Source organism: Desulfoscipio gibsoniae DSM 7213 (assembly GCF_000233715.2).
Classification (GTDB): Bacteria; Bacillota; Desulfotomaculia; order Desulfotomaculales; family Desulfallaceae; genus Sporotomaculum; species Sporotomaculum gibsoniae.
Genome location: NC_021184.1, coordinates 4,001,167 through 4,026,899, shown reverse-complemented (window position 1 = coordinate 4,026,899; position 25,733 = coordinate 4,001,167). Strand labels below are relative to the sequence as shown.

Below are 25,733 nucleotides of genomic sequence, written 5' to 3'. Positions count from 1 at the left end.
GGATATGAAATTAATCGATGCTTTTCAAATAAAAAAAGGTGATGTCATAGCCCTGGTGGGCGGCGGGGGAAAAACCTCCGCTATGTTTGCTATTGGGAATGAGGCGCTAAATATAGGTTATAAAGTGGTTTTAACCACCACTACCCGTATTTATGTGCCAGCTCCGGCTTCAGGAGTTAATGTTGTGTTGAAACCGGACGAGTTGGAACTTCTTCGGGGAATTGAGAAAAAAATCAAAACCTGTTCCATGGTAGTGGCTGGTGCTGGTTTTACTCAAGAAAATAAAGTTATTGGCATAGACCCTGATTTAATTGGCCAAATACTACAGGCCGGGGCTGATTTAGTGCTAGTCGAGGCGGACGGGGCGGCCCGTAAACCATTTAAAGCACCCCGGCAAGGCGAACCTGTGATTCCAGGGCTGTCTACCCTGGTAATTCCTGTGGTGGGGGTTGATTGCCTGTATAAACCGCTCGTTAAGGAGTATATTCACCGCCCTGAGGTTGTTTCCCGGCTGTTGGGTGTTGAGGAGGGAGAGCCGGTTACTCCTTCTATGGTTGCAGGTATACTGCTGCACCCCCTGGGCTATCGTAAAGACGTCCCCCGAAATAGCCGCTGGGTCCCTCTTATTAATAAGGTGCATTCCCCGGAGGAATTGAAAAACGCTCGGGAAGTGGCGTTTTCACTGTGCAAGGGGGGTGCCGGGCGTGTAGTAATTAGCGCCCTCAATGAAACTGTTCCGGTCAGGGAGGTATTGGTATTTGATTTATGCAGTGATACTGGCCGCAGGCATCTCATCCCGCCTGGGAACGCCTAAACAATTGCTGTCTTACCAGGGGCGGCCCCTTGTTGCTCACGTTGTCGATACAATATGCCGGACCGGTGTGGAAAAAGTGTTTGTGGTTTTGGGGCACAGGGCGGAAGAGGTTAGAGAAACACTAAAAGAATATGATGTTAATTTTGTACATAACCCGGATTATGCCAGTGGGCAGAGTACATCCCTGCGGGCCGGACTTAATGCTTTGGGGGATTCAGCCGGGGCGGCACTTTTTGTGCTGGGTGACCAGCCGCTTTTAAAGCCCCGGACAGTGAACCGGATTATTGAAGAATACAGGCTTGGTGGAAAGGGTATTGTGGCTCCATTTTACCGGGGCAAAAGGGGAAATCCTGTGTTGTTCAATAAAAAATATTTTCCGGAGATATTTGCTCTTACAGGCGATACCGGGGCCCGTAAAATTATTGAATTCAATAAAAATCAGTTGGCCAGGGTGGATGTTGATGATGCAGGGGTTGTTTTTGATATTGATACATGGGAGGATTATAGCAAGCTGATCAAGTTTGAACAGGGGGTTGGTTTTATTGAATAATCTGGTGGTTATCAAAGGCGGAGGGGATTTGGCCAGTGGTACCGCCCACAGGCTGGCCAGATGTGGATTCACGCTGGTTATGCTGGAAATAGCACAGCCCACGGTGATTAGACGCACGGTATCTTACGCTGAAGCTATATTCAAAGGAAAATGCAGCGTAGAAGGTGTTACGGCTGAACTGGCCCATGGAGTAGATGAAGTTCAGGCCATTGTAAATGCAGGTAACATTGCGGTGGCGGTGGACCCTGCCTGGAGCCTGGTGGATAAATTAAAGCCCGCCGCGGTGATAGATGCTGTGCTGGCCAAAAAAAATCTGGGCACCGGTATTGGTGAAGCGCCGGTGGTGATAGGCCTGGGACCTGGATTTACCGCGGGGGTTGATGTACATGCAGTGGTGGAAACCATGCGGGGACATAATTTGGGCCGGGTAATATTAAAGGGGACCGCCGAGCCGAACACAGGGATACCGGGCATTATAGGCGGTTACGGTAAGGAACGTGTTTTACGTGCGCCGGCCGAAGGAATATTTCATGGGGAAAAGGAAATAGGTGACCAAGTGGTGAAAGGGGAGTTGGTGGCTAAAATTGATGATGTTCCCCTGGTAGCCACTATCGACGGAGTACTAAGGGGTCTTTTGAAAAGTGGTCTCAAGGTACATGAAGGCATGAAGGTAGGGGATATAGATCCCAGGGCAACCAGGGAAAACTGTTTTACCATTTCCGATAAATCCCGGGCCATAGCCGGTGGAGTACTTGAGGCATTGCTCTATCTTGGCCGGGACAGATGGGGGGTAAATTGAGATGAGTATTGAAATGATTAAAAAATTAATATTTGCACTTGACAGCGGGCAGGACGGGGTTTTGGCCGTTATTACCGGTGCCACGGGTTCCACTCCCCGGAAAGCCGGAACTAAAATGATTGTCACAGCGGATTATAATATTTACGGGACCATAGGCGGCGGGGTCGGCGAGGAAATTGTCAGGCGGGAGTGTCTTAAGGCACTGGCAATGAAAAGTTCATTTGAATACACAATTAAGCTTACTGGTAATGTTGCTGCCAATGAAGGTATGATTTGCGGGGGCAATATGGACATATTTATTAATTATGTCAGTAAGGATGATGAATATGCCCGGGAAGTTCTAACACGGTATGTCGATTCCACCCTCAATGATGAAAACCCTGCACTGGTTACTTTAACAGGTATAAACGGGGAAGATAATGCGCGATTGGGTCGGATGATGGTTGTATGGCCCGATGGCAGTGTTCTTGGTGATTTGGGGTCCGGGCATATCAACAGCTTTACTGTGTCTTCCGTATATGGCGCTGGTAAAAACAATAACCCTCGGTTGATAGTTTCCCCACCGGACCAAGATATCAAGATGCAGCTTTTTATCGATCCGGGTGTGCTTAATCCGGAAATACTTATCCTCGGTGGAGGGCATATTGCTCTGCCCCTGGTAAAAATTGCTTCACTTCTTGGCTTTAAAGTAATTGTTGTTGACGACAGGCCGGAATTTGCCAATGACAACCGTTTCCCCGAGGCGTACATGGTTGTCTGCGCAGGTTTTGAACAGGCTCTGGCGGATATGGATATTGGCCCCGGCACCTATACGGTAATAGTTACCAGAGGGCATGCATATGACCGGGACTGCTTGCGGGAGGTTATAAAACGTCCCGGGGCATATGTTGGTATGATTGGGAGCAGTAGAAAAGTCAAAGCAATTATGCAACAGCTTGCGGAAGAAGGCATCCCTCCGGAAAAACTGGCTGCTGTATATTCACCCATTGGACTGGAAATAGGGGCGCAAACACCTGAGGAAATTGCTTTGTGCATAATGGCCGAAGTGGTTAATGTATACCGGGGCGGCGGTATACAAAGGAAAAAAATGCAATAACTATCCGGGTGATATTTATTAGTACTTCAAATTAACAGGGGGGTAAATATTAATGCGTAAGGTCAAAGTGGAAGATGCCGTGGGAATGGTGCTCTGTCACGATATTACCAGGATTGTGCCGGGGGAATTCAAAGGGCCCGCTTTTAAAAAAGGCCATGTGGTAAAAGAAGAAGATATTCCTGAATTGCTTAAACTGGGAAAGGATCATCTTTACATATGGGAATGCGGAAGTGATCTTTTGCATGAAAATGATGCCGCTCTCAGGATTGCCAAAGCGTCGATGGGACAAGGTGTTGATTATGCCGAGCCTGTTGAAGGCAAGGTGACCATAAAAGCTGCCAGGGATGGTCTGCTCAAAATTGATGTGGAAGGTCTTTGCCAGGTTAATGAAATTGATCAGATCTCCTTTTCCACCCGGCACACCAACCAGGTGGTGGCCAAGGGCGAAACGCTGGCCGGTACCAGGGTGATACCGCTGGTAATCAAGAACGATCAGATAGAGGCGGTTGAAGAAATCTGTCGCAGCAGAGGTCCATTGCTGGAAGTCAAGGAGATGCAAAAATTCAAGGTGGGGTTGATTACCACCGGAAATGAGGTTTACTACGGGAGGATTCAAGATAAATTCGGCCCGGTGGTAAAAGAGAAGCTTTCACGTTTTGGTTGCCGGGTATTATGGCATGTTATGCTTCCTGATGATGCTGCTCAGATAAAGGACCAAATACTGAATTTGCGTGACCAGGGCGCCCAAATGATCATAACCACCGGCGGGATGTCTGTAGACCCTGATGACGTTACCCCGAATGGAGTTAAATCCACCGGTGCGGAGTTGGTAACTTACGGTTCCCCGGTGCTGCCCGGCGCTATGTTTTTGTTGGCCTATTTGGATGACATTCCCATCATGGGTCTGCCCGCCTGTGTTATGTTTTTTAAAGCCACAGTCTTTGATTTGATGTTGCCAAGGGTGCTTGCTGGAGAAAGAATCACCAAGAGAGATATAGCCATGACGGGCCACGGTGGTCTTTGCATGAATTGCCAAGAATGCCGGTATCCCATGTGTCCTTTTGGAAAATAATCAGAACAACCGGTTGTGCCAACCAGTGGTGCCAGGTGTTGAAAGGTTGAAAGATTGAACCAGTGGTGTCAATGTTGAAAGCTGAAAGTTGATAGTTGAAGGTTAAAGTTTGAAATTTGAAAGTTAATAGTAGAAAGTAGAACGATCACGGGGAAATGATTGAAAAATGTCCTCGAGCAGTAGATCAATAAAAGATTTTCGCTGCAATATCAGGCGTATTAATTTAATATCAGATCTTAAATTTATGCTGACCGGAATAAAAGACCAACCGGCGAGGAATTAGTCTATAGTCAATCGATAAGAAAGATTTTGTTATATAAGGGGTACTGCGCTAATATAATGCTTTTTTTTTTAACACTACTAATATATAATATAGTAGTATATAACATAGTAGTATACCTAATAGTGGTTAGGGATGATGCTGATGTTGTCCAATGTGGAAGTTTTATTGCTGAGCATTGTTAATGAAAAACCTTCTTATGCCTATGAAATTGATAAAGCAATTGATCACCGGGACATGAGGAGGTGGGTCAGGGTCGGGGTGGCCTCAATATACCAGGTATTAAAGAGGTTGGAGGAAAAAGATTTTGTTTATTCAAAAAAAGAAAAGGAGGGTAGAATGCCTGATAGGAAAAGGTATTATATCACAGACACTGGAAAAGCAGCCCTGGTTGAAGCTTCGAAGCGGCTTCTTTCCGGCCTTGAGTGGTATTACCTGGACCTGAACATTGGTTTTGAAACTTCCGATCTTCTGTCTCCGGAGGAAATAGCCAACTGTTTAATAAAAAGGCTTTTTAAGGTTCAGTTAAACATCAAAAAATTAAAAGAAATGTACTTATCTCAAGACGATACTAAATTTAAAAAAAATGCCGTTATTAAAAGCCTGATTTATTTACGTGAAGCTGAGGAGAAATTCTTGCAAGAAATTATTCAAGAACTGTCTACAAGTATCCATCAGTAATTGAGAGGATACAAAGGAGGTGGCTTAAGTTGTTTTTAAATCACTTTGAATATTTTGCTCCAAAAACACCTGTTGAGGTGCTGGATTTGGTTGGTCGCCTGGGGGATAAAGCAAAAATCCTTGCCGGGGGCACGGACTTGCTTATTATGATGAAAGAAAAAATGCTCAAGCCGGAATACTTGATTGACATCAATGGTGTGGCAGAGTTTAAAGGTATCTCCTACGAGCCGGGCAAGGGTGCCGTCATTGGTGCGGCCACTAAAATTTCAGAAATTGAGCAATCGGATTTAATTAGGGAAAAATACTTTGCCCTTCACCAGGCAGCGGGTGAACTGGGTTCAGTTCAGGTAAGATCCATGGCTACGATCGGTGGTAATAGTTGTCATGCTTCGCCTGCGGCGGAGACACCCCCACCTTTGGTTGCTCTGGGCGCAAAAGTTGTAATCAGTAGTGCTGCGGGGGAAAGAGAACTGCCCCTGGAAGAATTTATTTTAGGTAACCGGAAAACCGTACTTGCGGAAGGTGAAATGCTAACTAAATTTGTTCTCCCCGAGCCAGCTCCCAAGTCAGCTAGTTGTTATGCGTACAGTGGACTTAGAGATGCCATGGAAATCGATGCTGTTAATATGGCGGTTAATTTGGTATTGGAGGACGATAGCCGCACGGTTAAAGATTTAAGGCTTGTAATGGGATCCGTTTCTCCACGGCCTTTAGTATCGGTCGAAGTCCCGGGTATCCTGGTTGGACGTGAGTTTAATGACGAATTGGTGCAAAAAGCAGCTGAGGCAGCTTCCGGTGAAGCCCAGCCTATTTCCGATATCAGGGCTTCTGCCGAATACCGGCGGGAAGTAGTCGCAGTGTTGGCCCGTAGATTGCTTCAACAAGCGTTTGGCGCCGCTTCTGGTAAGGGGGTATAATTGTGAAACAGTTGATTGAATTGGAAATAAACGGCCGGGTTTATGAAGTACCTGTGAATCCCAGAGATTTGCTTGCTGACGTGATAAGAAACAAAGTTGGGTTAACCGGCACCAAGAAGGGCTGTGGACAGGGGGACTGCGGCGCGTGTACTGTATTAATTGATGGTGAACCGGTGCTCTCCTGTATTACACTGGCCATTGCCTGCCAGGGGAAAAAGATTACCACTATTGAAGGCATGGTAGCTGATGATGGCAAACTCCACCCAATTCAACAGGCTTTTGTCGATCACGGGGCGGTACAGTGCGGCTTTTGCACACCAGGTATGGTTCTAACTTCAAAAGCGTTGTTAGACAAGAATCCCAGGCCCAGCGAGGAAGAAATTAAACGCGGCATTGCCGGTAACATTTGCCGTTGCACCGGTTATAAGAAAATAGTCGAAGCAATTGGTGCTGCTGCCGAAACCATCTCCACAGAGGGGGTGAAGTGATGAATAAAAACTTTAACCAGGTGGGAAGAAGCGTACCCCGGAAGGATGGTCCTTTAAAAGTAAAAGGTGAAGCCATTTATACGGGTGATATGGTACTGCCGCGCATGGCTTATGGAAGAATCAAGCGCAGTACATATGCACATGCTATTATTAAAAAGATCGACTACAGTAAAGCGCTTGAGCTGCCTGGTGTTCTGGCGGTAATCACCGGAGAGGAGGCCCCCAACAAATGGGGTATTGTTCCCCAGACCGCCAATGAAGTGGCCCTGGCTGTGGGCAAAGTACGTTTTTGGGGTGAGGGAGTGGCCGCCGTTGCCGCCATTGATGAAGAAACCGCAGAGGAAGCCCTTGAATTAATTGAAGTTGAATATGAACCTCTACCGGTGTTGCTGGACCCCAAGGAATCCATAGGACGGGCAAGTGAAGTGCGTATACACGAAGATGCCTCTGATAATATATTGCATGCTGGTGAACAGTTATTTGGCGACCCTGACAAGGCATTTGCCGAATGTGCTTATATATTGGAAAAAGAATTTCAAACCTCTTATGTTAACCATGCTTTTTTAGAGCCGCACACCTCACTGGCCAGTTACGATACCCAAAGCGGTCAACTTCAGGTATGGTCCAGCACCCAGGTGCCCCACTACCTGCATCGCCAGCTCTCCATCGTTTTGGAGATGCCCATGAATAAAATTCGTGTAACCCTTCCGGCCATTGGCGGCGGATTCGGGGGTAAGGGGGAAGCCAGTTCGGCCGATTTTTGCGCTGCTCTGCTGTCAAGGAAAATTGGCAGGCCGGTCAAAGTAACTTATGAGCGCAATGAAGTATTTGCCACGAACAAAGGCCGTCACCCGTGTTACATGAAAATGAAAATCGGCCTGGACAAGGACGGTTATATTCAAGCTGTGGATTTTAACAATACTTTGGACGGCGGTGCATACGCAGGCTGGGGCATTGTGGTGATGTTTTACACCGCATCCATGATCCACCTGCCTTACAAGGTCCCCAACGCCCGCGCCCGGGTAAGACGTGTTTATACCAATAAGCCCACCTGCGGCGCCATGCGTGGCCTCGGCGGGGTTCAGCCCAGGTTTGCCATGGAGTGTATGCTGGATGAGTTGGCCGAAATGATGGGAGTCAGTCCCTACGAACTTAAAATGAAAAACGCTGTCGAATCCGGCTATCGCAGCGTGAGCAACCTTCACGTCCCGCATTGTGAGTACAAGAAATGTCTACAAACTGCAGTAGAAAAATCCGGCTACCTTGATAAACACGGTAAGCTGCCTTTCGGCAAAGGTATCGGGCTGTCAGGGGGGTATTATATTTCCGGTACAGCTTATACATTATACCAGGCATACAAGCCGCATACTACGGTGCTGATCCGGGTAGACACCGAGGGAGGTGTGACCGTTCATTGCGCGGCTGCTGATATCGGCCAGGGGTGCAACACAGTCATGGCCCAGATGGCCGCCGAGGCGCTGGGGGTCCATTACGAAGATGTTCATGTTGTGTCGGGCGACACGGAACTGGGGACTTTTGACCTGGGCAGCTTCGCCAGCCGGGTAACCTACGCCTCCGGGGCGGCAATCAAGGAGGCAGCCGCTGAAATAAATCAAAAGCTTAAAGAAGTGGCTGCGGGTATGGTGGGATGTCGGGCTGATCAACTGGAAATAAAAGATCGCCGGTTTTATTCCAAATTTGAACCCAGAAAAGCCATTGAGTGGGAAAAAGTTGTTGAAGCCTATACCAATGCTGTCGGGACATTAACTGGTATAGGTCACTTCTCTCCGCCACGGCTCAAAGGGATCGATCTCACCCGCGGTGTTCGAGTTCAGGGCGCAAACATTGGTCACTCACCCACATTTGGTTTTAGCTGTCAAATAATTGAGGTAGATGTGGATATAGACACCGGCAGGGTCAGAGTGGTTAAGGTGACCGAGGCCGGGGACTGCGGCCAGGCAGTTAATCCCATGAGTGTGGAAGGCCAGGTGGAGGGTTCCATACTGTTTGGTATGGGGCAGGCCCTATACGAAGAAATGAAAGTGGACCCACAAGGAAAGCTTATCAACCCATCCCTGCATGATTATAAGCTGCCAACGGCTATGGAACTTCCGGAAATAGATTCCACCATAGTGGACAGTTATGATCCCACAGCTCCTTTCGGGGTAAAGGAATCCGGCGAGGGCCCCATTCAACCCACTATTCCGGCTATCGCCAACGCTGTGTATGATGCGATTGGGGTGAGGTTTACCGACCTGCCCATTACCCCGGAAAAGGTGCTCAAGGCCTTAAAACAAAAGAAAGTTAACTAGTTGCTAATAAAATAAGCTATAATAAAAATCCCTACCGATATTATTCATTTTGGTAGGGATTTTTTTACGTGTGCCAAAGGTGTGTCAATAATCCCGTACTCTTTTTACAATGAAGAAACAATAGTTTTGTTTGACCCGATTACATATGTGAGCAAAAAAATCCTTGACAAGTTAAATTAAGTAATAGATAATGATTATAATACAGAACGAAGTGTTCAGTATTTAGAACGGATGAGGATATAAATGTATATAACGGTTTTATTTTACTATGGGGAATTGGCAGACAAATTTATTCCATCTATTTTTTCAATATTCAATTAATTTAGCTGTAGCTCGGGACTATTGTAGCGCAAATAAATCCTGGTTCAAGTAAAGGGGGCTTTAAAATGCGGTATGTAATTATCGGCAATAGCGCAGCGGCTGTTGGGGCGGTAGAGTCCATTAGGGAAGTGGACCGGGTTGGGGATATTATGTTAATTGGTGATGAACCTTGTCATGTTTATTCCCGTCCAATGATAGCCCATTTTGTGGCGGAAGACGTCGGTGAGGACCAGCTATCTTACCGGCCTGCCAATTTTTATCAGCAAATGGGGGTCCAGACTAAATATGGTTGTAAGGCCGTCGGTATTGACTTCATAGGGCAAAAAGTGTCACCGGAAAACGAAGCACAAGTGGAGTTTGATCGGCTGTTGATTTGCACGGGATCCACTGTGACAATGCCAAACCTTAAAGGCATTGAAATGGAGGGGGTGATTACCTTTCAGAAAATGGCAGATGCCCATTACGTCAAGGAACAGCTGTTATCGGGAGCATCAAAGGTTGTGGTAATAGGGGGCGGCTTTATCGGCCTGCGTGCCGCTCAATCCCTCAGGGAGGCCGGAGTCGATGTCGTTATGCTGGTTCGCTCCCGGGTGATGCGCCGGGTTTTAGATGTGGAAGGGTCAGCCATGGCGGAGTCGCTGCTTCAGAAAGAGGGTATTGAGATCATCAAGGGCCACGGGGTCCGGGAAATCAAGGGCGAAAATGACAGAGTCACGGCCGTGGTGCTGGATAATGGAAGTGTAATACCCTGTGGTTTAGTGGTGGTGGCCACAGGGGTGGCCCCCAACCTGGAATTGGTCACTAATTCGGGATTAAAAACAAACCGTGGAATTGTTGTTAACGAGTATATGCAAACAACATACAGCAACGTATTTGCTGCCGGTGATGTTGCTGAGACTTACGACATCCCCAGAGGACACGGATTTACCAATGCTAACTGGCCCAATGCTCATGAACAGGGCCGTATAGCAGGACTGAACATGGCCGGGAAAAGGGTTCCCTATCAAGGGTCCATCAGCATGAATGTAATTTCCATAGCAAGTGTGCCTATAGTTTCCATGGGCATTGCCGATCCTGAAGCTGAAGATGACGGTCTTAAATATGAAACTAAAGTTAGGAAAAATATTGAGCAAAATATTTATCAAAAGCTTGTGTTTAAAGATAACTATTTAAAAGGTGCCATTTTTGTTGGGGACTTGGGTTATTGTGGAGCTGTAAGAGATTTAATTAAGGCTCAAACATTGGTGGGAATCGTTAAAAATTCAATATTAAGTGAAGGCTATCAATTTTACAGCTTTTTACGTAAGCAAAGACAAATTAAGCTTGAGAGCAGCTTTATCCAGTGGCCCGAAACATATACGTTACAAACTCCTTATCTTAAGAGTTTTAACGAGGAAAGCTGGACTGAACGGGAGCGCGGAGAAAGAAAGTGGCGTAATCAGGAGGTGATTTAAATGATTAAAGATAGGGCAAGGCCTATCTGTCATAACGCTGTGGTGAATTTAACGGAACAAACAGTTGAGTATATGGAAACCCCCCAAGAAATATTGAAGAAATTTGTTGGTGGCCGGGGTCTCAACATGTATTATCTGTATAAGTATTTAAAGCCCCATGCCGACCCTCTGTCTCCCGATAACGTGCTAATTATCGGTACCGGTTTGCTCACCGGAACATTGTCGCCTAACAGCGGGCGGTACAGTGTAACCTGCATATCCCCTGAATCCGGCATAATCGGCGATGCCAATATAGGAGGATTCTTCGGGGCGGAAATGAGATTCGCGGGCATTGACAGGCTGATTATAACTGGCAAGGCAGCAAGCCCGGTTTACCTGTACCTGGAGAACGGGCGGGTAGAAATCAGGGATGCCTCAGCGTATTGGGGGCAAACTTGTTCAAACACACAAAGGAAATTAAAGGTTGACCTGGGCAGTGATGTGGAAATAAGTTGCATTGGTCCGTCCGGTGAAAGCATGGTCAGGTTTTCCTCTGTAATGTCAGGGGTGAAAAATGCAGCCGGGCGATGCGGCACAGGAGCAGTTATGGGCTCGAAAAATCTAAAAGCCATTGTTGCCCGTGGTAATTACGGTCTGCCCATTGCCGACCCCAAGGGCATGATCAATAAATATATTGAATTGCGGAACTATTTGAAAAAGTCCAAAGTGACGCAGGTGCTGGGGCGCGTTGGTACGCCTTTACTTTATGATGTATCCAATTACCTGGGGGCAATTCGTACTCATAACAGCCAGCAAACAGTTTTCTATGATACCCTTAATGCAGAAAAAATACACAAATATGTCGACAAAATGCTTTCCTGTTATGGTTGTATCATACACTGCCGCCACCGTAACAAACTTGGTGGTGAAGGACCGGAATATACCACCGAAGTAATGCTTGGCGCCAACATTGGTGTGGCGGATACTTACCAGATGATTGATTTAAATAATATTGCCAATGACCTGGGCCTCGACGTATCCTCCTTGGGTACCTACATTGCATGGGCAATTGAGCTGTTTGAAAAAGGCTATATCACTGAAAAATCCGTTGGTTACCCGTTACAGTTCGGTGATTACGAGATGGCCAGGCGGCTGATCGAAGATATAGCATATCGCCGGGGATTTGGAGATACATTGGCTGAGGGAAGCCGGTTGGTTAGTAAATATGGCCCGGAAACTGCTGATTTTTTGATTGCTGTAAAAGGATTACCCCAGTCTGACCCTCATGATGTACGCTATATTAAAGCATTTTCCCTGGGCATAGCTACTTCCTCCCGGGGGGCAGACCATTTACGCAGTCGTCCGACCCTGGAAATTCTAGACCTGCCGCCGGATGTTACTGAAAGAATATACGGTGGACCAGTGGACCCCAACCCGATGTCATACACGTCCAAGGGAAGGTTGGTTTACTTTAGCGATAATATATACGCCGTTGTAGACTCTATGGGCATATGTAAATTTGCCTGCCAGGGGTTTAACAGTCCGCGAAACTTGAATTATAACCATTTTTGTGAGTTAACCAAACTGGCTGTTGGCCTTGAATTCAATAAAGAAGAACTTGAACAAGTAGGTCGCCGGGTAATAGACATGGAAAGGCTAATTAATTATACAGTTAAGGGCATTACCAGAAAGGATGATACGCTTCCGGCCCGCTACTTTGACGAACCGATGCCCAGTGCCAGGGCCAAGGGCAGTCACATAGACCGGCAGGGCTTTGATAAAATGCTTGATGATTACTATAGCCTGCGCGGGTGGACCGCAGATGGTAGGCTGACACCGGCAAGAGTCGCGGAATTTGAAAAGCTGAGAGACTATTTACATTAAGGGGTGGGATAATGGCCAGGCAAAAACAAATATATGTTAGACCGGATTTATGCGCGGGTTGCCGGATTTGTGCCAACGCTTGTTCAGTCTATCATAATGGAGCGGCTAACCCTCGTTTGGGGGCTATAAGAATTAGGCAAGATGTTTTTGAACGGTACGAATTCCAAGAAATCTGTCGTCATTGCGAGGATCCGCCATGCCTGGATGCCTGCATGGTTGGTTGTATTTCCAGGGATCCCAAAACCGGTCTGGTATTGCATGATAGCAAGCGCTGCGTTGGTTGTTGGATGTGCGTAATGGTCTGCCCGTACGGTGCAGTTAAACGGGATGTGGTAAACAAGGTAGCCATTAAGTGTGACCAGTGCCATGACCGGGACCGCCCCGTGTGTGTTGAGGTTTGCCCTACGGGAGCACTGGTACTGGAACTGCGTGAGGATGTGCAAGAAGAAACATTTTTTACAGAACCTACAGTTGCAGGATAATCAAGGGCTCATGCAAAAACATTGGTTACAAATCACTATAAGAGCTTGTTCGACTTGGTGCCAGGTATTGAAGGGTTGAAAATCTTTGATTTTCAACCCTTCAATACCTGGCACCAAAGCACTTCCGCCGGAAAATTTTTTTTCTCGCTGCTTTTACTCAAATGATAATATATCCCCACTTGTCAACCGGTCATGGATTCGCTCAAATAACAGTCCCGCCACAAACCACAGCGGGGCCATATCCAGGCGGATCAGGCCTGCTATTTGCCAGCCGTCCTGGTAAATCCAGGGGCTGGTACCGACAATGGCGCGAATCAGCCCTCCCGTAACTAACTCCACTGTCCAGATGATGAGCACCCAGATCATGCCCCTCAGGTACCAGTGCAATGGACGCATAATGTTATGCAGTGGTTCCAGAAACACCGCCAGCCCGTAGATGGGCAGCATCCACAGGTAAGTATGGGCTATTAAGCGGGGATTGCCATGCAGCCCGGACATAAAACCGGTAAAGAGTATTTCCATATTCCAACCCAAAAGTCCGTAAATAATAAACCTGGTAAACATAGTTATATTTTGTACGCGTGCGGACGGGTTATGCAAATATGGTCAATTTAATATTTGCCAGTGCAGGAAAATAAATGATTGGTGGAAATATCATTCATACAGCCCGGCAAATGAAAAAAGCGATAATCCGCTCAAGCGGTTCGTCGCTTTTTTTTTGTTGCACAAATGTTCGAAAGGAGATTGTAAGGGCATGGCTCTGGCTTGTTTAAAGGCCGCTGGCTCATGCCAGTGGTTACGCAAATAAACGGATGCTTGGGTTATTGCCGATCCTCGGTTCTAACCGTGGGCCTGAACATGTCCAGTGCTCCCAGCAGTATGTGGGCAAGACCGAAACCCAGTATGCCGGCTCCCCAGTAACCGCCTACGTACCAACCAATCAAAGAAACGATTACACCTAAACCTATAACTATCCAACTGGTGGTAATACCTTGCAAAAGTAACGCCTCCCATAATATTAGATTTATTAAATATGGTTGCCCGGGAAAGCGTTTTCTATACGTTTTGCATGGAAATATTTACATAAAAATCACCAGTGACCATCTACATAGACGGCTTCACAGCTTTACTTAATGAACACAAAAAAGTCCGGTAAATGCCGGACATGCGGAAAACTATGAAATTTTCTGTAAATTTTCGGTTTGTTTTTGACGTTTGTTTTGCATTTCCTCCGAATAATCAGTGGAAATTAGGTATAAGTTGACCCAGAGGTCATGTTCGTTGTTTTTCCCATCAAGCTCGTTGGCCAGTATCTTGAACTTTTTTTCTACCCGATCCTTAAACGCGGAAAACTCCACGAGCAAGTCCACAACTTCACGTTGGCTGTAAGATGCGCCCTCTTTGATTATTTTGGCCAAAGTCTTTTACCCCCCCAATATGCCTTTACCATATTATAAATTAATAGGTAAAATATGTTAAGGGGATATATTTGTCTATTTAAATAGGATAACGTTGAAAAATCTCTTAGGTTATCTCTGTGCAGTATAATACTATGTTTATATTAGACGGGACATGTCAACAGCCGTTTTGCCGCCTTTGCGCTACATTGATTGGTATTATATAATGATCAAAGCCGGAGGACCCGCATAGCGGGTCCTCCGGTTTAACCTTGACATATGTGTCGTATTGCCTGCCTTATTTAGTTTCGTCCGCGTGAAGCTGCCCATATAAGACATGATTCAGTCACCGGCTAAAATGCCGAGCTTTGTAACGGTACGGCTTAGAAACCGGTTTGATTATATGCTGATGCGGAGAACTGATTATTTAAGTTGGACAGGTTTTGGTTCATCCGGTTGGCCAGCGCTTGTTGAGCCTGTTGGCTGATTTGCTGGTTCTCCGCAAAGCTCTGGTTTTGCATTTGGTTGCCATAACCCTGGGTATTACTTAACTGGCCTGGCGAAGCATAACTGCCGAAGGATTGGTTATAGCTTTGTGCATAACCCGATTGCATAGGTGCATAGCCGCTGGTGTACTGGCTGCCGAAGCGCTGCTGTTGAAATGGCGTGCTGGAAATATAGTTGGGCTGATAATGCTGGCCTGTGCCAAACATGCCGGTAGTTTGCCCGGGGGCAAACTGGTTGCCGAAGGTGCCGAATTGCTGGCCGTAACCGCCCGTGCCGAATTGGGAAAAGTTTTGCGCCATGGACTGGCTGGCCTGCTGAGCCGCACTGCTGACACTGTTCAAGTCATTATTGATTTGTCCGCAAATTTGCTGAATTCTTTGCAGTTGCTGGGTAGCATTTACCTCGTGCTGCTGTAAACGCTGCAGTTGGGCAGCATTGTTCTGCTCAAACTGCTGCAGTTGGGAAGTCATTTGGGAAATATTGTTGACTTCCTGGCGTAACCTTTGAATTTGCTGTTGCAGTTGATAAATCTGATCCATTAACTTACCCCCTTGGAATTGTTTTGTTTAAAATCTTTCAGGCATATTATGTGCCAAAATTCTACTAATATTTAAGGAAGTTAATGGAATATTTCAGACGCAGCGCTTTAACACTCCTAAAAGCCTGTGTTGATCAGCAGTGTTTGGCGACTTATTTTACTGCCCTGGAAGTGGATGCTGTGCCAGGGCAGTAGCCGCGCGGTTTATATTAACAGGCGTTAAACTATGTTTACATGCAGATTGTTAAAATTTACTAACCCCGGTAAAAACAGGCCAATTCGTGGGGCTCAGTAGAAAACCCTGAAGCCCGGGGGAGGTAGCGGCGTGATGAAGACTGTGACTGAGTACCAGCCATGGTACGTCCTTGTTGATGATCTGTTGGGCCTGGCGGTAAATATGCTGCCTGGTGTCCGGATCATTGGTATGGCGACCGCTCAACAGCATTGTTTCCAGCTCTTCGTTGTGATAGTGAGTGATATTTAGCCCGCTTGCTATCTGATTTTCCGCCAGCAGGGTGTATAAAAAATTATCCGGGTCGCCGTTGTCGCTGATCCAGCCGTACAAAAAGGCGTCCCCCTCCCGCTTATTTAAGGCTTGCTTGAATTGCTGCCAGGGATAGGCCTGCACTTTTACGGTGATCCCATGCTCGCCCAGCGACCGGGCCAGTGCCTCGGCCAGAACCTGGCCACCTCCCGGGCTATAGGGCCGCTTATTCTGATAGGTAATCAGGGTGAAGGACAGTCCCTCGGCATACCCGGCTTCTTTAAGCAGCCGGCTGGCCTTATCGGGTGCATAGCCAATCTGGGTTATACTTTCGTCGTAACCCAGTACTGTGGGGGGCAGCGGCCCGAGGGCGGGGCGTGTTTCCTGGGGCCAGAGTTTTTCTAAAATATCCTTACGATCCAGTGATAGGGCTACCGCCTGGCGCACGGCCGCCTGGTTAAACGGCCGCCGGTCGCTATAAAAACCCAGATAGCCGATGTCAAGGCCGGTGGCCCGCAGCACTGGGTATCCCTTGAAACGCAATTGGGCCGTTTGGGCAAATGTTAAATCGAGGGCAATATCAATATGACCGCCAAGCAGTTTCTGCACCCTTTGATCAGCCCCGGGTTCACTTAAAAACAATATTTCCCCCGCCGCCGGTGGTGTACCCCAGTAATCCTGGTTGGCCTTTAGAACTAAGCCGCCGTTCTTTTCCCCGGCATAGACAAAGGGCCCGGTTCCCACCGGGTGAGCCCCGAATTTGCCAGTGTTCAGGCGTGACGCCGCCGGGCTGACCACTGGTGCTGCCATGGGCATGGCTAAATTGTTTAAAAACGGCGCATAGGGATATTTTAAATGAAACTCGATAGTATGCTGGTCAATAACTTTAACTTTATCCAGCGGCCCGTACACAACATCAGCATAGGTGGTGGGCCCATCATTTTGCTTAGCCAATTGTTTTTGTACGCTATACTGTACTGCCGATGCATCCAGAGCAGTGCCGTCGTGAAAACTGACACCCCGGCGCAGGTCGAAGGTGTAGATTAACCCATCCTTTGAAATTTTCCAGGATTGGGCAAGGCAGGGTTCGATTTTAGCGGTGCCCGGTTTAAACCGCACCAGCCCTTCAAAAATGTTGGCGATTAAACGAATAGACCCAGTGTCGGTGGCGTCTGCCGGGTCCAGTGTGTTTACGGTGTACTCCTGGGCAATGCTAATGGTTGGGCCAGTTGACCCGGCGGTATCATTGTCGGAGGCCTGTCCTGCGATAGGCCCTTCATTATTTATTGTTTTGGACTGTATCAATATGGCCACAGCCAATAGACAAACCAGGCAAATCATAAGTACTTGCAAAGACCTTGTCATGCTACATTCCCCCATGTATTAGTTTCAGTAATTATCCATAATAAACAATTACTGTAAATTATTAAAATTTCCTTTTTTATTACATGAATATTATTATTTATTTTCAGTAATAAGCTAAACTGCCAGGTGGCGGGAATCTGTCATTAGGTAAGTTTCTTGCTCGCCATTGGCATTATTCAATTCTTTTTTCGCGTTGAAGCAGCAGGTGATAAGTATGGTAAAATAATCATGCTATTATGGCTTATCTACTTATTTTTTAGCCGGCTTAATGTTGGATAGAGAAATTTCGATAAAGAAAGGAACGGGAATATGGAACAGGTGCGATTCGGTCCGGCGGGAAACGCCGATTCGTTTTACGCGGCAGGCTTTAAGTCATCGCTGGATATGCCCGGGTGGCTGGCCGGTATGGGGCTCAATGCTTATGAATACCAGTGCGTCCGGGGGGTACATATAAAGGAACCAACCGCTGCCAAATTGGGTGAGGCGGCCCGGAAGCATAATATTGCCTTAAGCATTCACGCTCCATATTACATCAGTCTGGGCAGCTCTGACCAGTTAATTAGGGAAAAAACCCGCAAGCACTTCCTGGATGCGCTGCGTGCCGCCAGTTGGATGGGGGCCAGGACCGTGGTCATGCATCCCGGGGGCAAAGTGGGAAATGACCGTCTCGCGGCACTGCGCCGCGCTAAAGAAAACCTGGCTGAATTACTTGATGTGGCCGGGGACGAGGGGTTGAGTGCTATTGCGGTGGCACCGGAAACCATGGGTAAACCGGCCCAGCTGGGCAACCTGGATGAAATTCTGGAACTGTGCACCGTGGGGGAAAGGGTGGTACCGGCGGTTGATTTCGGTCACCTGCATGCCGCCGGGGCTGGCGCCTTGAAGGATGAGGCCAGTTTTATGGCGGTGCTGGATCGGATTGAGGAGGTACTGGGTGCCGACGTTATAAAAAACCTTCATATACATTTCAGTCCAATTGAATTCACCCGGGCGGGGGAACGCCGTCACCGCACTACATTGGATGAAGGGTATGGCCCGGATTTTTTACACCTGGCGAGGCTGATTTGGGAGAAGAAAATGACCCCGACAATAATCTGCGAGTCCTCCGGGCGGCAGGCTGAAGATGCTCTATATTACCGGCAAATTTATGAGGCGATGGGTGAAACCTGAGTGGGTGTGACTAAATGATCGTTGGAGTTTAAAAAGTAAAACCGGGGATAGATAGAATTCTATCCCCGGTTATTAGTGCCCGGCACTTTGTTAGTGAGTCTCTACATCCTGGGCCCCAAAGCGTCTTAGCGTGTCAGCAGCTTCGTTGATACGGCTGTCGTCGGTGCGGATGGTTACTAAAATATTACCCTGCTTTACCCTGTCCTCATAAAACTTGCTGCGCTCCTGGGGGATGCCATAGTCCACCAAACCGCCGGCAATGCCACCGGTGGCGGCACCGGAGAGCAGCCCGGCAATGGGACCGGCGGCAATCAGCGGCCCAATGCCCGGGATAGCCAGCGCCCCGGCACCAACGGCCAGTCCGGCCAGTCCGCCCAGCACCCCGCCGGTGGTGGCACCATCTGAAACGTTATCCGTGCCCATAGTGGTGAACTGGTTTTTTTCTCTGTTCTGGTCGTCCTTGGCCACGATGGATATGTCTTTGTCAAACCCCTTTTGGCGCAGTTCAGCCACCGCTTTTTCAGCTGCATCCCGGTTGGGGAAAGTACTTAAAACTGTTTTCATATTATAAAAAACCTCCTTTTGCCAATATTCTTTTTTAATTTGCCACGCCGTTCCGGATTATATGCGCTGTCGTTAAAATAACGATAAATGTAGAATAATAGTTTATTTTTTTCCAGGGTTTGATATAATAATCTTTGTTATTTTGCAAAATAAGTATTGGAAGGGGATTATGATCATGTTACCTACCCCAAAAAAGTTTTTTTTAACGGCTGCTGCTGCGGAAGGCCACAGCGAACTGACCGCTTTTGATAATGCCTTGCTGGCAGGCAAAATAGGTAATATAAATTTACTCAAAGTAAGCAGTATATTGCCCCCGGCTGCGGAATATGATCCCGATTTGATTATTCCCCCCGGCTCACTGGTGCCCACCGCTTACGGATTTATTTGCAGTGAAGTGCCCGGCGAGCTGATTGCCGCTGCGGTGGGAGTAGGATTTTCTGCAGATACATTTGGTGTGATCATGGAATTTGCCGGGCGCTGCAGCCGTGATGAGGCGGCGGCCAAAATTGAGTCCATGCTCCGGGAAGCCTTTGCGTCGCGGGGGATGGAGTTAAAGGATATTAAAATTGCCGCAGTAGAACACCGGGTGGAAAAAGTAGGCTGCGCACTGGCGGCCGTACCTATGTATTACTAAATGGCTCAGGAGGGATAACATGGAGGTTTGGTTCACCGAAGATCAGACAAAACATTTACGGATTGGCTGCCGGGTGCGGGAGGTACTGTTCAGTGGCCAGTCACCTTTTCAAAAGGTAGCGGTTTTGGATACTGTTGAATTTGGGCGCATGCTCACTTTGGATAATGTAATTCAGACTAATATTAAGGATGAATTTGTTTACCATGAAATGATTACCCATGTGGGGTTAAACACCCATCCCAACCCTAAAAAAGTTCTGGTCATCGGTGGCGGGGACGGAGGCGCGGTGCGGGAAATTGTCAAGCACAAGGGTATTGAGAAAGTTGTGCACGTGGAAATTGACCAAATGGTCATTGACGTGGCTAAAAAATTCTTTCCCGAATTGAGCTCGGGCTTTGAAGATCCCCGTGTGGAAATACTGGTTGATGACGGTATTAAACATGTGAAGGAAAACAAAGGTGTTTATGATATGATTATCGTTGACTCCACCGACCCGGTTGGCCCGGCGGTGGGTTTATTCGGTGAGGAATTTTATCGCAGTGTATTCGACGCGCTAACCGAGGACGGGCTGTTCGTGGCCCAGACCGAGTCGCCGTTTTTTAACAGCAGCCTGATTACTCAGGTGACCACTACTATTAGCGGTATATACCCGTTGAACAGACTCTTTTGGGCTGTGGTACCCACCTATCCCGGCGGCTACTGGACATTTACCATGGGCTCCAAAAAGCATGACCCGCTGACAGTGGAGTTGAATCAGGGTAAAATAGCGGCCTTAAAAACCAAGTGGTATTCACCTGAGGTGCACCGCTCTGCATTTGTACTGCAGCCCTTTGTAAAGGAATTATTGCCGCACAAGTAGCGGTACTTTTCGTAATAATTTCACCGGGAGTGTAAACGAATGCACGAGTTCCTAGAACATTGCGGCGGTTTTATGGGGGCCGGCTCTGATTACCAGGCGGCCCGGCTGGTGCTGGTGGGGGCGCCCATGGATTTTACTGTCAGCTTCAGGCCGGGCACCCGCTCGGGTCCCCAGCGTATCCGGGAGGTTTCCGTGGGGCTGGAGGAATATAGCCCCTACCAGCAGCTGGATTTAAAAGATTACTGTTACTACGACGCCGGCGATGTAGTGCTGCCCTTCGGGCATGTGCCCCAGAGCCTGAACCGGTTGGAGGATGTGGTTGGCAAGCTGTTGGCTGACGACAAGTTTCCGCTGGTTTTGGGCGGCGAGCATCTGATTACCCTGGCGCCGGTCAAGCAAACCGCGCAAAGATTTCCCGGCCTGGCAGTGCTGCATTTTGACGCCCATGCCGACCTGCGTGTAGACTACCTTGGGGAAAGCCTGTCCCATGCCACCGTGATGCGCCGGGTGGCAGAGGTGGTGGGAAGCCGTAACCTTTTTCAGTTTGGTATCCGTTCCGGCACAGCCGATGAATTTGCCTACGGGTATGAAAACACCGGTTTTTACCCCTTTGAAATACTTAATCCGCTGCGGCAAACCATGGAACGGTTGCGCGGGCGTCCAATATATGTTACCCTGGATATCGATGTGGTGGACCCCGCCTTTGCCCCGGGCACAGGGACGCCTGAGCCGGGCGGGTGCAGCTCCGTGGAAATTATGGCAGCTTTGCATATGCTCAAGGGATTAAATGTGGTGGGTATGGATTTGGTTGAAGTCTGCCCGGTTTATGACCAGTCCGACCGCACTGCACTGCTGGCGGCCAAACTGGTTCGGGAAGCAATTTTACTATTTGGCAGCTGAAAATAAGAAAAAATGAGCCGTCTAAAAAAATTCCATTTGACATGAAAGCTTTTTTTTTGTATACTTAACAATGTCAACGGGCCGGGGTCCTTAAAGGAAACTGGTTCGAGGCAAGCGCGGAGCTGTGGTGTAGCGGTCTAACATGTCGGCCTGTCACGCCGAAGATCGCGGGTTCGATTCCCGTCAGCTCCGCCAATATAAGCCACGATAGCTCAGTCGGTAGAGCAGAGGACTGAAAATCCTCGTGTCGCTGGTTCGATTCCGGCTCGTGGCACCATATGCGGAAGTAGCTCAGTGGTAGAGCATCGCCTTGCCAAGGCGAGGGTCGCGGGTTCGAATCCCGTCTTCCGCTCCAGTAAGTAACCCGCCAGTATGGCGGGTTACTTTGCGTTCGCCCGGCATGCCTGCCGAGCCAAATTGGAGCCAAATGGCAGCTGAAGGCCGGGGGAAAAGGGGAAGCAAGAGAACCGTCCCCCTGCTTCCCCCCTGATCTCCGTGAATGCTTGAAATTGATAAGGCTCAAATGCCTGCTAATGTGCGGCATTTGAGCCTTTTTGTTTGTAAAACTCCCGATTGCCCCTCTAAAAACCACCCCCTGTGCTTTAGTGCATTGTACTTCTTTCTCCGTTAAGAGAGTAACGCATCTTACCCTGTTGGAATAACATGTTAATTAATATTAAAGGAGGTTTTAGGGCCATGTTATTCCAACAATTAAAATGGGTACGGGAAAACAGGTTTAAAATGTGCAACAATTTAAAGAGTAGGGTAATTGCCGATTATAAACCTGTTAAATACGTACCGTGTTTTTTACAGAAATTGGTATGTAAATTAAAAAGAAAGTGGCATAAACATCGGGTTATTATTCAATTTGATTCGCTGTACAGAGGTACTGCTGAACTGCGAACACTTACCAATACGCTTGGTATCAAAGTGAAAAGAGAACTGAGTGTAATAAACGCGGTGTCGGCTGAACTCAGTACGGAGCGGCTGGAACAAGTGGTGCAGCATATATCCGTGGTTAAAGTCTGGTATGATTACGAGGTAAAAGCTCTTTTAAATGTAGCCTCTCCGACAGTGGGAGCCTCTGATCTATGGCAGTCTCCGGACGGAGCCCGGTATACCGGGGCCGGGGTAACGGTGGCGGTGATAGACACCGGAATTCACCCGCATCCTGATGTGGCCAATAGAATAACCTTTTTTAAGGATTTTGTAAATAATAATACAGCTGCCTATGACGATAATGGCCACGGTACACACGTAGCGGGTTGTGTCGCCGGGGACGGCAGTCGCTCTGGTGGAAAATTTCGCGGCCCGGCGCCGGGGGCGGGTTTGGTGGGTTTGAAAGTGCTGGACAAATACGGGTCGGGAAGTCTTTCCGCTGTTATCGAGGCTGTGCAGTGGTGTCGGGATAACCAATCGCGGCACAATATTAAAGTGGTAAACCTATCTCTGGGAAGTACTGCCGTGCAATCATACAAAGAGGACCCGCTGTGCCTTGCAGTGGAAGAGCTCTGGCGGTCCGGTGTAGTGGTTTGCGCAGCCGCCGGTAATGAGGGGCCTAATGAAAGTACCATCAGCACCCCGGGCATTGATCCAGTCATCATAACGGTGGGGGCATCCAATGATTTTAATACTATTGATACAGGTGATGATGAAGTGGCCGACTTCTCCAGTCGCGGGCCCACCATAGATAGTCTAACCAAACCCGACCTGATGACGCCTGGCAGCAATATCATTTCTTTGCGGGCACCCGGCTCGAATTTGGATAAGAATGACAGCGCTTCCCGGTATGATGACAATTACACTGTTCTTTCCGGTACTTCCATGGCTACGCCCATTTGCTGTGGAGTGGTGGCTTTGCTGTTGGAAGCCAAACCAGATCTCTCCCCCGATCAGGTAAAGGAGAGGTTGATTAGCTCCTGCAGCTCTTTGGGCGAATACTCCGCCAATGAACAAGGTGCCGGTCTGGTGGATGCAAGGTTGGCAGCGCGGGAATCGGCAGTGGGGTCGCTTGCGCCGTAGATTAATAAGGATGCGTAGTACGCATCCTTTACACCTCAGTGGATATTATATCAGTGGCGCTTTTGGTGGTGGTTAAAGCGCGTGTTTTGTTATATTATCTTTAATGCCCCGATAGGATTTCTGATCCTTTATGGTTTTGTTACAGTTGGTGGATTTTTATTTAAGCTAAATGATTATTTTTGGCGGAAAATACCCTTGACTGGCCGGCGGTAATTTGTTAATATTAATACCCTGACTTTGACAGCATAAGAGGGTAAAAATAGGCCGCAACCCATATAAATAAAGGGGTTGCGGCATTCATATATTTTCAGAAATATGTAGGGGATACTTCATTTTTTACTGTTAGCTAAAATATTTTTTATATCACTAAGTCTAAGTCTTTTTTTCGTAAAATCAATGCCGAGAGCGTTACCGATGGCATCGGAGATCTCGCTTCGGTAATCGAACATGTAGAGGTTATCCTGCTCATTGGAGCAGGCGATTCTGTTTAGGCACTCAACAATCCTTTCCGCCGAGAAACGCCGTTCCGTTTTCTTCTGAATAAGCCGTAAGATAATGAGAGCAATGAAACAGGTGAGGAAGTGCGCACCGATGCGGTCTTCCCGAGAGACGTATACCGGGCGCGCCTCAAGCGTACCCTTCGTGACCCTGAAGGTTTCCTCAATCTCCCACAGCCCACGGTATGTATCAATAATCTCCCCATCGGACATATGCAGTTCACTGGTGACGATTGCATAATAACCATCGTACATTTCCTCTTGCGCAAGTTTATCAGAATCAAAGTATGGACGTTGCTTACCTTCAAGGACTTCACCCGTCTCCTTATCGAATTCCAGATGTTTGACGTACTTGGCCGCGCCGTAGGTTATGGCTTTGTTATACTTCTTTGGATCCGCCACAAGATCCAATGCCTTTTTCACAACCTCTTTCCGCTCCGCCCTTGCTTTGTCCGCGTACTTCTTTGCCCAGAACACAACTTGCTTTTCATACACAGTCTTCTTTGCCGTCTTGCCACTTTTCATGGTTACATTAATGTCCCGCGCAATTCTCCTGCTCTTTATTTTGAATTCGGCATCCTCGCCGGCCGGCTTGCCGTCAGTTCCGACATAACCCTCGTTATCAAGCACATAATTTTTAAAAGCGTCCGTGCCGCCGCGGACAGAAAAACTAAACACATATCCATTACTGTTCTTTCCGCCGGTCAGGTAATAAATGTTGTCGCCTGTGATGATCCCCATGTCGGCGACCACCACGATCCTGCCTGTGCCGTAATTCTTCCTGACTTCGCCGATGACGGAGCGGAATGTTTCTTTATCCAGCTTGTTTCCGGGAAAAAGTTCATAATGCAGCGGAATTCCGTCTGCGTCCATCGCAAGTCCCATTTGGACGACCGGGTCGTGGCGATGCTCTTTCGACCTGCCGTATTTACGTAACTCATCCGCCTCGTCGACCTCAAAGTAGAAATTCGTGACATCATAGTAGATCGTCTTTGTGTTGCTCCCGTATTTCTCTGCGATCTGCCCGTGCAGATACCGTTGGAATTCCTTGGCGATCTTTGCAAAATGCGAAAGGGCACGGTACACATCCGCAAGCGAAAAATTAAAGCGCTCAAAATAACGGCGCCGTTCTTCGAACGCCTTCTTCTTGGAACCGGGCGATAGTAGTCTGGAGACGACAAGCAACATCATGATGGAGTTAGTGTTAAACTTGAAACTTTCATTACGTGCTCGGTTATTGAAGAAGCGATGCAGTCCGAGTTCATGGTAGATCTTTAAGATTGCGACATAACCAAAATTTTTCCTGTCATCAGCCCCTTGGACGAGCTGTTCATCCATGTTGATGGTCAGTGTCAGCTTTTTCTTTTTGTTTTCTTCCTCCGTCATCTTGCGGGCGACTTCTTTGAAATGAGCGATGGGATCGTCATATTCCTTTTCCAGCTCATCCAAGTAACCCAGGGACTTTATGGTTCGATCAGTTGAAATATTGGTTACGGGGTTTCTGTATTTTTGGGCGATAACAAGATAGGTTCTGCCTGATTCTTTTCGATACGTTTTTTTGAGATACATAACAAGAAACCTCCCATATCTGCATAGCCAGACCATGTCTCTATTATAACATATTGTGCCAAATTATGCCACATAAAAATGAATAAAATTTAAAATAA

The 25,733-nt window shown here is 47.7% G+C and carries 24 protein-coding genes and 3 tRNA genes; 20 read left to right on the top strand and 7 right to left on the bottom strand.

Translation table 11 applies throughout. The features are described from left to right. Window positions 1-4 precede the first annotated feature (4 nt). The 12 genes from yqeC to DESGI_RS18790 all read left to right on the top strand — a co-directional run bounded on the left by yqeC (window position 5) and on the right by DESGI_RS18790 (window position 13,129). Window positions 5-814 carry a selenium cofactor biosynthesis protein YqeC gene (gene yqeC / locus DESGI_RS23335; RefSeq protein ID WP_157872818.1) on the top strand — a complete coding sequence of 270 codons (810 nt, stop codon included), beginning with the start codon at window positions 5-7 and terminating at the stop codon, window positions 812-814. Continuing rightward, window positions 759-1,364 (top strand): molybdenum cofactor cytidylyltransferase, encoded by a 606-nt coding sequence (gene mocA / locus DESGI_RS18840; RefSeq protein WP_006523846.1) that lies wholly within the window; start codon window positions 759-761, stop codon window positions 1,362-1,364. Before yqeC ends, mocA begins: the two co-directional genes overlap by 56 nt. After that, a complete protein-coding gene (gene yqeB, locus DESGI_RS18835) occupies window positions 1,357-2,163 on the top strand; it encodes a selenium-dependent molybdenum cofactor biosynthesis protein YqeB (protein WP_006523847.1) in 807 nt (268 codons plus the stop codon). Before mocA ends, yqeB begins: the two co-directional genes overlap by 8 nt. Before the next feature lies 1 nt (window position 2,164). After that, a complete protein-coding gene (locus tag DESGI_RS18830) occupies window positions 2,165-3,259 on the top strand; it encodes an XdhC family protein (protein ID WP_006523848.1) in 1,095 nt (364 codons plus the stop codon). Window positions 3,260-3,311: 52 nt separating this feature from the next. After that, window positions 3,312-4,331, top strand: coding sequence for a molybdopterin-binding protein (locus DESGI_RS18825; protein ID WP_006523849.1), 1,020 nt, complete (start codon window positions 3,312-3,314; stop codon window positions 4,329-4,331). A gap of 415 nt (window positions 4,332-4,746) precedes the next feature. Further along, window positions 4,747-5,292 carry a PadR family transcriptional regulator gene (locus DESGI_RS18820; protein WP_245561122.1) on the top strand — a complete coding sequence of 182 codons (546 nt, stop codon included), beginning with the start codon at window positions 4,747-4,749 and terminating at the stop codon, window positions 5,290-5,292. Between the two features lie 29 nt (window positions 5,293-5,321). Beyond that, complete coding sequence (locus tag DESGI_RS18815) at window positions 5,322-6,209, top strand: FAD binding domain-containing protein (protein WP_006523851.1); 888 nt, start codon at window positions 5,322-5,324, stop codon at window positions 6,207-6,209. A gap of 2 nt (window positions 6,210-6,211) precedes the next feature. Continuing rightward, complete coding sequence (locus DESGI_RS18810; RefSeq protein WP_006523852.1) at window positions 6,212-6,697, top strand: (2Fe-2S)-binding protein; 486 nt, start codon at window positions 6,212-6,214, stop codon at window positions 6,695-6,697. Continuing rightward, window positions 6,697-9,009 carry a xanthine dehydrogenase family protein molybdopterin-binding subunit gene (locus DESGI_RS18805; RefSeq protein WP_006523853.1) on the top strand — a complete coding sequence of 771 codons (2,313 nt, stop codon included), beginning with the start codon at window positions 6,697-6,699 and terminating at the stop codon, window positions 9,007-9,009. The genes DESGI_RS18810 and DESGI_RS18805 overlap by 1 nt, the downstream gene beginning before the upstream one ends. A 386-nt stretch (window positions 9,010-9,395) precedes the next feature. Continuing rightward, entirely contained in the window at window positions 9,396-10,784 is a 1,389-nt protein-coding gene (locus DESGI_RS18800) for an NAD(P)/FAD-dependent oxidoreductase (protein WP_006523854.1), read from the top strand. Next, entirely contained in the window at window positions 10,785-12,647 is a 1,863-nt protein-coding gene (locus tag DESGI_RS18795; RefSeq protein ID WP_006523855.1) for an aldehyde ferredoxin oxidoreductase family protein, read from the top strand. 11 nt (window positions 12,648-12,658) lie between these two features. After that, on the top strand, window positions 12,659-13,129 hold the full coding sequence (locus tag DESGI_RS18790) for a 4Fe-4S dicluster domain-containing protein (protein WP_006523856.1): 471 nt from the start codon (window positions 12,659-12,661) through the stop codon (window positions 13,127-13,129). Window positions 13,130-13,282: 153 nt separating this feature from the next. Here the strand turns inward: DESGI_RS18790 and DESGI_RS18785 are convergent, their stop codons facing one another. The 5 genes from DESGI_RS18785 to DESGI_RS18770 all read right to left on the bottom strand — a co-directional run bounded on the left by DESGI_RS18785 (window position 13,283) and on the right by DESGI_RS18770 (window position 17,420). Further along, entirely contained in the window at window positions 13,283-13,693 is a 411-nt protein-coding gene (locus tag DESGI_RS18785; RefSeq protein ID WP_041284991.1) for a putative ABC transporter permease, read from the bottom strand. 257 nt (window positions 13,694-13,950) lie between these two features. Next, complete coding sequence (locus DESGI_RS24840; RefSeq protein WP_006523858.1) at window positions 13,951-14,127, bottom strand: hypothetical protein; 177 nt, start codon at window positions 14,125-14,127, stop codon at window positions 13,951-13,953. Between the two features lie 177 nt (window positions 14,128-14,304). Then, window positions 14,305-14,547 (bottom strand): hypothetical protein, encoded by a 243-nt coding sequence (locus DESGI_RS18780; protein ID WP_006523859.1) that lies wholly within the window; start codon window positions 14,545-14,547, stop codon window positions 14,305-14,307. 362 nt (window positions 14,548-14,909) lie between these two features. Continuing rightward, window positions 14,910-15,572 carry a hypothetical protein gene (locus DESGI_RS18775; RefSeq protein ID WP_006523860.1) on the bottom strand — a complete coding sequence of 221 codons (663 nt, stop codon included), beginning with the start codon at window positions 15,570-15,572 and terminating at the stop codon, window positions 14,910-14,912. Window positions 15,573-15,815: 243 nt separating this feature from the next. Continuing rightward, window positions 15,816-17,420, bottom strand: coding sequence for an ABC transporter substrate-binding protein (locus DESGI_RS18770; RefSeq protein ID WP_006523862.1), 1,605 nt, complete (start codon window positions 17,418-17,420; stop codon window positions 15,816-15,818). 309 nt (window positions 17,421-17,729) lie between these two features. On the opposite strand from DESGI_RS18770, the gene DESGI_RS18765 reads away from it, so the two are divergent. Continuing rightward, window positions 17,730-18,590: a TIM barrel protein gene (locus DESGI_RS18765; protein WP_006523863.1), complete on the top strand. Its 861-nt coding sequence runs from the start codon at window positions 17,730-17,732 to the stop codon at window positions 18,588-18,590. Between the two features lie 90 nt (window positions 18,591-18,680). Here the strand turns inward: DESGI_RS18765 and DESGI_RS18760 are convergent, their stop codons facing one another. Next, window positions 18,681-19,154, bottom strand: a complete 474-nt coding sequence (locus DESGI_RS18760) for a general stress protein (protein ID WP_006523864.1) — start codon at window positions 19,152-19,154, stop codon at window positions 18,681-18,683. Between the two features lie 175 nt (window positions 19,155-19,329). Here DESGI_RS18760 and DESGI_RS18755 point away from each other — a divergent pair, with 175 nt between their 5' ends. From DESGI_RS18755 to DESGI_RS18725, 7 genes are all read left to right on the top strand, one after another. Continuing rightward, a complete protein-coding gene (locus tag DESGI_RS18755; RefSeq protein ID WP_041284990.1) occupies window positions 19,330-19,788 on the top strand; it encodes a pyruvoyl-dependent arginine decarboxylase in 459 nt (152 codons plus the stop codon). A 19-nt stretch (window positions 19,789-19,807) separates the two neighbouring features. Then, entirely contained in the window at window positions 19,808-20,647 is an 840-nt protein-coding gene (gene speE, locus DESGI_RS18750; protein ID WP_006523866.1) for a polyamine aminopropyltransferase, read from the top strand. A 39-nt stretch (window positions 20,648-20,686) separates the two neighbouring features. Next, window positions 20,687-21,547, top strand: coding sequence for an agmatinase (gene speB, locus DESGI_RS18745; protein WP_006523867.1), 861 nt, complete (start codon window positions 20,687-20,689; stop codon window positions 21,545-21,547). Between the two features lie 118 nt (window positions 21,548-21,665). Further along, window positions 21,666-21,742, top strand: a tRNA-Asp gene (locus DESGI_RS18740). Window positions 21,743-21,748: 6 nt separating this feature from the next. Continuing rightward, window positions 21,749-21,824: transfer RNA gene (locus DESGI_RS18735), tRNA-Phe, on the top strand. Window positions 21,825-21,827: 3 nt separating this feature from the next. Beyond that, window positions 21,828-21,902 (top strand) — tRNA-Gly (locus DESGI_RS18730). Window positions 21,903-22,243: 341 nt separating this feature from the next. Further along, entirely contained in the window at window positions 22,244-23,569 is a 1,326-nt protein-coding gene (locus DESGI_RS18725; protein WP_006523868.1) for a S8 family peptidase, read from the top strand. Between the two features lie 329 nt (window positions 23,570-23,898). Here the strand turns inward: DESGI_RS18725 and DESGI_RS18720 are convergent, their stop codons facing one another. Further along, the gene (locus DESGI_RS18720; protein WP_015617913.1) at window positions 23,899-25,635 is read right to left on the bottom strand and encodes an IS1634 family transposase; all 1,737 of its coding nucleotides are present in this window, start codon (window positions 25,633-25,635) and stop codon (window positions 23,899-23,901) included. Window positions 25,636-25,733: the final 98 nt, after the last annotated feature.

Excerpts from the sequence above, each read along its gene's own strand:
- DESGI_RS18755 (WP_041284990.1), top strand. The coding sequence starts at position 19,330 with ATGTTACCTACCCCAAAAAAGTTTTTTTTAACGGCTGCTGCTGCGGAA.
- yqeC (WP_157872818.1), top strand. The coding sequence starts at position 5 with ATGAAATTAATCGATGCTTTTCAAATAAAAAAAGGTGATGTCATAGCC.
- DESGI_RS18725 (WP_006523868.1), top strand. The coding sequence starts at position 22,244 with ATGTTATTCCAACAATTAAAATGGGTACGGGAAAACAGGTTTAAAATG.
- DESGI_RS18720 (WP_015617913.1), bottom strand. The coding sequence starts at position 25,635 with ATGTATCTCAAAAAAACGTATCGAAAAGAATCAGGCAGAACCTATCTT.
- DESGI_RS18795 (WP_006523855.1), top strand. The coding sequence starts at position 10,785 with ATGATTAAAGATAGGGCAAGGCCTATCTGTCATAACGCTGTGGTGAAT.
- DESGI_RS18785 (WP_041284991.1), bottom strand. The coding sequence starts at position 13,693 with ATGTTTACCAGGTTTATTATTTACGGACTTTTGGGTTGGAATATGGAA.
- DESGI_RS18825 (WP_006523849.1), top strand. The coding sequence starts at position 3,312 with ATGCGTAAGGTCAAAGTGGAAGATGCCGTGGGAATGGTGCTCTGTCAC.
- speE (WP_006523866.1), top strand. The coding sequence starts at position 19,808 with ATGGAGGTTTGGTTCACCGAAGATCAGACAAAACATTTACGGATTGGC.
- DESGI_RS18775 (WP_006523860.1), bottom strand. The coding sequence starts at position 15,572 with ATGGATCAGATTTATCAACTGCAACAGCAAATTCAAAGGTTACGCCAG.
- DESGI_RS18830 (WP_006523848.1), top strand. The coding sequence starts at position 2,165 with ATGAGTATTGAAATGATTAAAAAATTAATATTTGCACTTGACAGCGGG.
- DESGI_RS18790 (WP_006523856.1), top strand. The coding sequence starts at position 12,659 with ATGGCCAGGCAAAAACAAATATATGTTAGACCGGATTTATGCGCGGGT.
- speB (WP_006523867.1), top strand. The coding sequence starts at position 20,687 with ATGCACGAGTTCCTAGAACATTGCGGCGGTTTTATGGGGGCCGGCTCT.
- DESGI_RS18765 (WP_006523863.1), top strand. The coding sequence starts at position 17,730 with ATGGAACAGGTGCGATTCGGTCCGGCGGGAAACGCCGATTCGTTTTAC.
- DESGI_RS18820 (WP_245561122.1), top strand. The coding sequence starts at position 4,747 with ATGATGCTGATGTTGTCCAATGTGGAAGTTTTATTGCTGAGCATTGTT.
- DESGI_RS18760 (WP_006523864.1), bottom strand. The coding sequence starts at position 19,154 with ATGAAAACAGTTTTAAGTACTTTCCCCAACCGGGATGCAGCTGAAAAA.
- DESGI_RS18770 (WP_006523862.1), bottom strand. The coding sequence starts at position 17,420 with ATGACAAGGTCTTTGCAAGTACTTATGATTTGCCTGGTTTGTCTATTG.
- DESGI_RS18800 (WP_006523854.1), top strand. The coding sequence starts at position 9,396 with ATGCGGTATGTAATTATCGGCAATAGCGCAGCGGCTGTTGGGGCGGTA.
- DESGI_RS18805 (WP_006523853.1), top strand. The coding sequence starts at position 6,697 with ATGAATAAAAACTTTAACCAGGTGGGAAGAAGCGTACCCCGGAAGGAT.